A 7,588-nucleotide genomic window follows, 5' to 3' on the forward strand; every position below is an offset into this window, starting at 1 on the left:
AGCGGGCCGTCAGGTAGCCGCGGCCCCGGTGGCGAGCATTGAATTCGCCCGCCCCGTTCAATTCCGCGCGCGAATCCTGCGCTTGCGGCCGACTACGGCGAAACCGTGCAAGATGGGGAGGAGGAACACCAGCAGGCCGGTCACGGCATGCCAGTTGCTCGTGTACCCGCCGAACACCGCGACCAGATCGGCCGCGTAGAGCAGCAGCCAGAAGACCAGGTTGGCCACCAGGGCGGTCCACGAGTTCCCCGGGCGCGCGAAGGTGACCTGTCCCCAGAAGGCCTTCACTGTGTTCATCGAGCTGTCCTTGCGCCATTGTTCTAAAAGGGGATTCGTCGAATGGAGCGCACCTCGGTCGGTGCGCTCCATTCGACTCGGTCGGACTATAGGTTATGGACTAGTACAGGATCCAGTAGACCGCATTGTCGATCGCATTCCACGAGCCCCACCCGAGGAATCTCACGATCGGACCGCGTGCATACGTCAGCAAGTACCTGATCTCGAAGCGGTACCTGCTCAAGGCGTAGCTCATGGCCCCGCCGAAACCGATGCCCCAGGCGAAGGTCGTCCCGAACTTGTACCCCGCCGTGCTCCAGCTCCAGCAGCGGTTCATGCACTGGTAGGCGTACTTCGCGACCGCGAGCAGCCCGGACCAGATGGCGCTGCACACGAAGCCGGCGACGCCGCACGCGGCTTCGAGCGCCCAGCCTCCGGCGTAGTCGAGCGAGTAGAACATCGCCTGGCAGCCCCAGCCGCAGCTGCGCGCGCTCGACCGGCCGTCGAGGTCGACCCGGTTCAGCGGGTCGCCGTAGGTGTAGTCGTAGGCGTTGGCGTTGGCCCCGCGGATCGGGTCGACCGAGAGGAAGCGCCCGAGGGTGGGGTTGTACAGGCGGGCGCCCATGAGGACGTCGCCGGTGGGCGTCTCGCTGGAGCGCTCCTTGCCGCCCAGGTAGTCGTACCGGGCGGTGCCGGTGCCGGTGAGTGCGTTGCCGTACTCGTCGGTGGCCAGCACGGTGACCGGCGTCGTGGAGTTGCCGATCGGCAGGGTCATGGTGACGTCGCTGTGCAGGTTGGTCAGCTGCAGGACGATGTCGCCGTTGGCGGAACTGTAGGTGGCCCCCAGGTCTCCGGCGAGGTCGGCGACGTTGCGGGTGAACGCGCCGGTGCCGGTGTTCTCGACGGTCCAGGACGGCGAGTCGCCGGTGCCGTCGTAGTGGTTGACCCGCGACGCGGTCTGGGACCACGTGCCGCCGGAGTTGGCCTCCGTGGTGGAGGTGCGGAACCGGCCGGTGGGGTCGAGCTGCCAGGTGGTGCGGTTGGTGCCGGAGACCTGCTGGTAGGCGAGGTCGTTGGCGTAGTAGGCGGTGGTGGTGCCGTTGGCCTCGGCCGTGGTGCGGCCGAAGGCGTCGTACGTGTAGCCGGTGTCGGCCAGGCGGTCGGCGCTGTCGTAGGTGTGGTTGAGGGTGGTGCCGCCGCTCGTGGGGCAGGACGGGGTCGTGCCGTCGAGGGTGGTGGCGCTGACCGCGGTGTTCTGGCTGGTCCGGTTGGTGTCCTGGTCGAACCCGTAGGAGCGCGCCGTGCAGGTCTGCGCCTGGTTCTGGATGACGGTCTCGTTGGCCGCGGTCAGGCGGCCCCGGGCGTCGTAGCCGTAGGTGTCGTTGATGCCGAGCCCGCCGGAGGTGGACAGGGCGCGGGTGACCCGCTGTCCGGCGGCGGAGTAGCCGGCCTGGTCGGAGACCAGGACGTTGCCCGTGGCGCCGGTGTAGACGCGGGAGGTGTGCTGGCCGGTCTCGTCGACGTTCTCGGTCAGGGTGACCGAGCCGGGCAGGGTCTCGGTGGCCGGGGCGCCGTTGCCGTCGTAGGTGACGCCGAAGGTACCGGCGTTGGAATCGGACTTCGAGGTCGGAAGACCGCGCGCGTCCTTGGTGGTGTCGTAGGTGTAGGTGGTGGTGGACGGCGCCGAGTCGGTGACCTGGGTGGGCCGGTCCAGCGCGTCGTACTGGGTGCCGGCGGTGTTGCCGTCGGCGTCCGTGTACGAGGTCTGGCGGCCGAGCTGGTCGTAGGAGCGGGTGACCGTCTTGCCGTCCGGGGTGGACGCGGTGGCGAGCAGGCCGGTGGCCGTGTCGTAGCCGACCGTGCTGGTCTGCACGGCCTGGCCGACGCCGCCGGACACGGCGAGCTGGGTCTTGCGGCCCGCGCCGTCGTAGCTGGTGGTCACGGTGCGGGAGCCGCCGTTCGCGGTCTCCGTCACCGTGGCCACGGACCCGTAGCGGTTGTACGTGGTCGTGGTGGTGCCCACCTGGGACGGGTTCGAGCCGCCGCCGGTGATCGCCCCGGCCGGGGCGGTCTGGCAGAGCAGGTCGGCCCACTCGGGGTGCCCGCCGCAGGGCGCGGAGCCGGTCGCGGTGTAGTAGGCGGTCGCGATGGTCCCGGCGTCCGTCCCGTTGGAGGCGGGCTGGGAGACGGCGGTGGTCTGGCCGGCCTGGTTGTAGGCGGTCACCGTGGTGATCGCCAGACCCGCCGGGTCGACGACCTTCCTGGTCGGCTTCCCGACGGTCCAGTCGTAGACGGTCTGGACGGTGCGGGTGTCGGCGTCGGCGGCGTAGCCGCTGATCGCCGCGCCGGTCACCGAGGTGGTGGCGAGGTCCGAGGTCTTCGCCGAGCCGTCGGTGGGACGGTTCTCGTCGAAGCCGGTGTGGACGTGGGTCCGGGCGTTGACCACGGCACCCGCGCCGAGCGCGGCGGACGTGCCGGACGCGGCGAGCGCGTGTTCCAGGGTGGTCTTGTGCAGCGGGCCGTAGGTGTCGGTCTTGATCAGGCCGGAGGTGTCGTAGACGTTCTGGGTCGACAGCAGCGTGGCGCGCTGCGCGGTCGGCATCGGGGCGATGCCGAGGGCGTTGAGCTCCGCGTTGGTGCTGCCGGCCAGGGCCAGTTCACGGTTGGCCGCGGTGAGTTCGCGGACCGTGTTGCCGAAGGAGTCGGACTCGCTGGTGGTGATGTGCCCGCCCGGCGAGGCCGCGTTGACCTGACGGCCGGTCACGTCCAGGTAGTAGACCGAGGCGCGGTTGTAGGAGGTGGAGGTCAGGTTGCCCGCCCCGGTGTTGGCCGAGGGGACCTGGTCGGAGGGGAAGACGGCCGTCGCGTCGGTGGGCACGTCGCTCTGCGCCCAGCCGGCGACGTCGGAGGCGCCCATGGCGTAGGGGCCGCCGGCCGCCGTCGTGAGCGGGACGCCGTAGACCACGGTGGTGGCGGCGGTGCCGTTGGTCTGCGACGCCGAACCCGGGGTGAGGGTCGCGCGGGAGACGTTCAGCAGCCGGCCGGCGTTGGTGTCGCCGTCGGTGCCGGCCGTGCCGTAGGCGAAGGTCCAGGCGAGCTGGCCGGGCGGGGTGAGGGTGGTGACCCGGCCCGCCGCGTCGTAGCCGTAGGACGTCACGAGGTTGGGCGTGACGCGGGGGTCCCACTCGCTGCGGAGCAGGCCGGCCGTGTCGTAGGCGTACTGGGCGACGACGGTCGAGGTCTCGGTGCCGGTGGCCGGGTCCATCGCCCACAGCGTGACGGTGGCGGCCCGGCCGGCGTAGTCACCGAAGGTGCCGCCGGTCGCGGTGGTGGTGCCGGCGTAGCCGAGCTCCAGGACGCGGCAGCCCGCGGCCGGGGTGGCCGGCGTCAGGCAGGAGGCGGTGAGGTCGGAGATCGCCGACGTCGGGGCCGCCATCCGGGCCAGGCGGGCCGAGGTGGTACCGCCCGAGGTGACCGTGTCGAAGCGGTACTGGATCGTGTTGCCGAGCCCGCTGGAGGTCGTCGAGGCGACCGTCCAGACGCCGGTGGCACCCGACGCGCCGAACACGGTGACGGTGCCGTTGGTGTCGGTCAGCGTGTACCGGTTGGCCGTGCCGTCGTACGCGAGCGTGTACTGCTTCGCGCCCGGCTCGGGCGCCCAGCTGCCGTCGGCGTTCTTGGTGAAGGCCACCTCGGCGCCGCTGGCGAGCACCAGCTGGACGGCGGTGGCGGTCACCGAGCGGATCTCGGTGTAGTCGGTCGAGGCCTGCGCCGCGACGCCGCCGAAGGACCACTGCGGGCCGAACGGCGCGACCTGGCCGGCCGCCGCCGCGGCGCCCGGGTTCCGGGAGGAGGCCGTGCGCGTCACGACGAGCCCCAGCGCCGAGGTGTCGGTGCCCGACAGCTGGAAGTCGCCGGTGGACAGGTTGAGCGTGCCGGGGCCGACCTGCGTGGTGGAGGCGCCGGAGGACTTGCGGTCCACGGTCGCGGTGACGGCCGAGGAGTCGTACGGCGTCGTGGCGGTGGTGAACTCGCCGCGCAGCTGGACGGATCCGTCGTCGGTGAGGGTGGTGGCGGCGTCCCAGACCAGGGCCGGGGAGGTGCCGCCGCTCATCGCCACCGGCCAGGCCGACAGCGGGGTGCCGCCGGAGGTGACGTCACCGACCGGGATGTCGCTCCAGGCGTCCGAATCGGCGCGCCGGTACTGGAACTTCACGGCGCTGGAGCCGGCCGGGCCGGCCGCGGTCAGGGAGAAGCGGCGCGAGGTGCGGTCGCCCAGCCTGGGCGAGGTGACGGCGCCGCCGCCCGCGTTGAACGCGTAGGTGACGGGGTTCGAGACGCTCCCGGCCACGTTGGTGGTGAACACGGTGAGCGTGTGCGGGCCGTCGGTGGCCGGGGTGACCGCGACGGTCACCGCGGATCCGGTGGTGGCCACCGTGGTCTGGGGCCCGGAGTCCAGCTGCCAGACGATGCCGGCCGTGTCCGTGGCACCGGACGGCGGGGTCACGGTGACGTTGCCGCTGCGGCCGGCGCCGAGCGCCCAGCCGCCGGACGGGTAGTCGGTGGAGGTGACGGTCGGCGTGCCGGGCGTGGTGGTCTTCACCGTGAAGACCAGCCCGCTGGGCACGGTCTGGCGCGACCACAGCGATCCGCTGTAGCCCCAGGGCCACGCGGTGTACTGGTGGCCGTCGACCAGCTTGCCGGCCGGCACCGTCGCGCTGGAGATGCCGCCCGACGCCGTCCAGGAGCCGCTCAGGTTGGAGATGACCTGGGTGTTGCCGCCGCCGGTGGTGTCGTAGACGTTCCATTGCGCCATCACGTTGCCGCCGTCGGCGTCCGTGACGGTCGACTGGAGCTGCGGCGTCGCCGTGTTCGTGTAGAGCGTGGTGGTCGAGCCCGACACCGAGGAGACGCCCGGCGAGACCGCGGGGGCGGAGCTCATCGGGTACGAGTTGTACGTCACCGACAGGTACGGCACGTTGCTGCCGTTGTTGGCCGAGTAGAACCGCTTCCAGCTGTTGGAGTCGGTCTCGTTGGTCGCCCTCAGGCCGATGTTGGCGTAGTTGTAGCCGTGGTCACCGGCGTACTGCAGGAACGAACTCGGGTCGATCGACACCCAGCCCGGCGCTATCGAGCCGCCGCAGTTCGACGGGTAGCCCTTGGTCTGCGTGGTCGTGGCGTACTTCGTCATCCACGAGGGCTGGTTGGTCCACACCGTGGAGGTGCCGGCCGCATTGGTCTGCCACAACTCCCACGAGTTCTGGCTGCAGTTGGCCGACCAGTACTCGTACAGGTTGAGCGAGGAGGAGAGGATCTTGGTGTTCGCCAGCTGCTGCACCGGGAACTGGAGGAACGACCGCGCGACGTCGCCGCCGGCGTTGTACGTGCCCAGCTTGAGGTCGGTGGAGGTGTACTGCGGCGTGGTGTAGCTGATCTGCGCGAAGGTGTCCAGCACCGTCGACAGGCTGACGGACGGGTCGACGGTGACCGGGTACGTGGTCGCCGGGTCGGCCAGGAACTTCTCGTCCGGGGTCAGGGTGAGGTTCACCGTGTCCCCGGACTGCGTCATCGTCATCGCCACCGGCGCCTGGTGCGGGTGCTCCAGCGACTTGGCGTCGACCGTGGCGTCCCACATGAACGGTGCCGGGATGCTGCCGGCCGGCTTGCCGTTGGTGTCGGTGAAGGTGACCGTGCCGTCCGCGTCCTGCTTGGCGGTCAGGCCCTTGGCGGTCACCGGGATCGTCACCCGGTAGCCCGCGGCCGGGCGCGACTTGAGGAGCACGCTCTGCTCGAAGCCGTTCCGGGTGGCCTGCACGGACACGTCCGTGCCCGGGGTGACGTCGGTGTAGGTCGCGGTGTCGCCCTTGAGGGTCGGCTTGGGCAGGTCGCCCTGCCAGCCGATCGAGACCCGGTGGTCACCCTCGCCCTGCGCGGCGAGGGTGACGTTGTGGCCGCCGCCGGCCAGCTTCAGGCCCCGGACGTGGCCCTTCGGCGCCACCGAGTGGTCCGGCGCCTCCTGGAGGGAGGTGTCCACGGCGACCCACTGGCCGTCGCGCTTGAACCGGAACGGCAGCGCGTACGAGTCGGTGGTGAGCGTCCCGTCCGGGTTGGCCCACGTCTTGGTCTGCTCGGTGCCCTGGTCGAGCACCTCGACCTTGGCGTTGCGCAGGCGCGCCGTGGCGATCGCCGACGGCACGTCGGGTGCCGTCAGCGGTCCCACGGGCTGCTTGCCCTGACTGGACGTGCCCTTGTCGCTCTTGGGCCCGACGGCCACGGCCTGGCCGGTGACGGCGAGCGTCACCGCCGTCTCCGCTGCCAGGACCAGCGCCACGACGGCGGCCGTCCTCGCGATTCGGCGCCCTGAGGCACCACCAGAAGAGCCGCTCGGGAAGCGGCCCACTCTTGGCTTCATGCAGGTTCTCCTCGGTTCACATCCCGGATTGATCACCCGGGATGCTGGAAGAACCTAGATCCTCCGGCGCCCTGTCAGAACCACCTAAAGAACCGCTCTGACGTGCAACGATTCGCCGACGCTCCATCAGAAAATGATCCGAGTTCAAACGATCTAGCTGTCACACCGACCAGACCGTCACTCAGAGTAGCCAGGGCCCCGACGCCGCCCCGGAGCGCCGCTGCACGGTGATCCGAACGTCATCAGATCGAGATGACGGCTCGCCACGCCGTCAACCGGTTGCCCGCCCCGATCCGGGCCGGCGTGAGGTGATGCCTACTGACGGGCTACGGGCGGACTACGGACGGGCTACGGGCGGGTGCCCTTGACCGTGGGCTGGGTCTTCTGGTTGTAGATCTCCTTGCCGTCGGCGTTGTAGGCGTGGACGTAGGGGAACGGGGGGAAGGAGTCGCGGGTGAGCTCGGTGGAGATGGCGGCGCTGTAGACGAACGCGCCGTCTGCCATGACGGCCGGGTACTGCGTCGGGTCGTCGCCGTAGCTGATGGTGACCTTGGCGACGCCGGGTTCGTAGTGCCCGGCGCCCAGCGAGAGGATCTGTCCCGTACCGGCGGGCGAGCTGACGGAGTCGAAGAACTCGATCAGGTGACCGGTGCCCCACAGGCGGTCGTTGATGAACGTCGGAGGGACGGACATGCTGGTGCCCTTGTTGCCCTTCGACTCGCACTGCACGTACTGGTTGGCGGAGTTGACGGCGAGGACCACGCCGTCCTTGGTCTCCGAGGCGACGGGAGTGCGGACCGCGATCACCGCGTGGTACTGCGACGCGTCCGAGCCCAGGCAGGAGGCCAGGATCTCGGCAACGGCCCCGGCATCGATCGGGACCGTCTTCGCGCTGGTGAC

Annotated in this window: 2 protein-coding genes and 1 pseudogene; all 3 read right to left on the minus strand. The window is 70.5% G+C overall.

Going from position 1 to position 7,588, the window contains the following annotated elements:
• Positions 1-57: 57 nt before the first annotated feature.
• On the minus strand, positions 58-369 hold the full coding sequence (locus ACFVU9_RS28385) for a hypothetical protein (RefSeq protein ID WP_387598143.1): 312 nt from the start codon (positions 367-369) through the stop codon (positions 58-60).
• A gap of 28 nt (positions 370-397) precedes the next feature.
• Positions 398-6,688 (minus strand): DNRLRE domain-containing protein, encoded by a 6,291-nt coding sequence (locus tag ACFVU9_RS28390; protein WP_387598145.1) that lies wholly within the window; start codon positions 6,686-6,688, stop codon positions 398-400.
• Between the two features lie 348 nt (positions 6,689-7,036).
• Positions 7,037-7,588, minus strand: a pseudogene (locus ACFVU9_RS28395) (hypothetical protein); the annotation flags it as partial.

This window comes from Kitasatospora sp. NPDC057936 (genome assembly GCF_042887525.1).
In the GTDB taxonomy this organism is placed as follows: domain Bacteria; phylum Actinomycetota; class Actinomycetes; order Streptomycetales; family Streptomycetaceae; genus Kitasatospora.

Excerpts from the sequence above, each read along its gene's own strand:
- ACFVU9_RS28385 (WP_387598143.1), bottom strand. The coding sequence starts at position 369 with ATGGAGCGCACCGACCGAGGTGCGCTCCATTCGACGAATCCCCTTTTA.
- ACFVU9_RS28390 (WP_387598145.1), bottom strand. The coding sequence starts at position 6,688 with ATGAAGCCAAGAGTGGGCCGCTTCCCGAGCGGCTCTTCTGGTGGTGCC.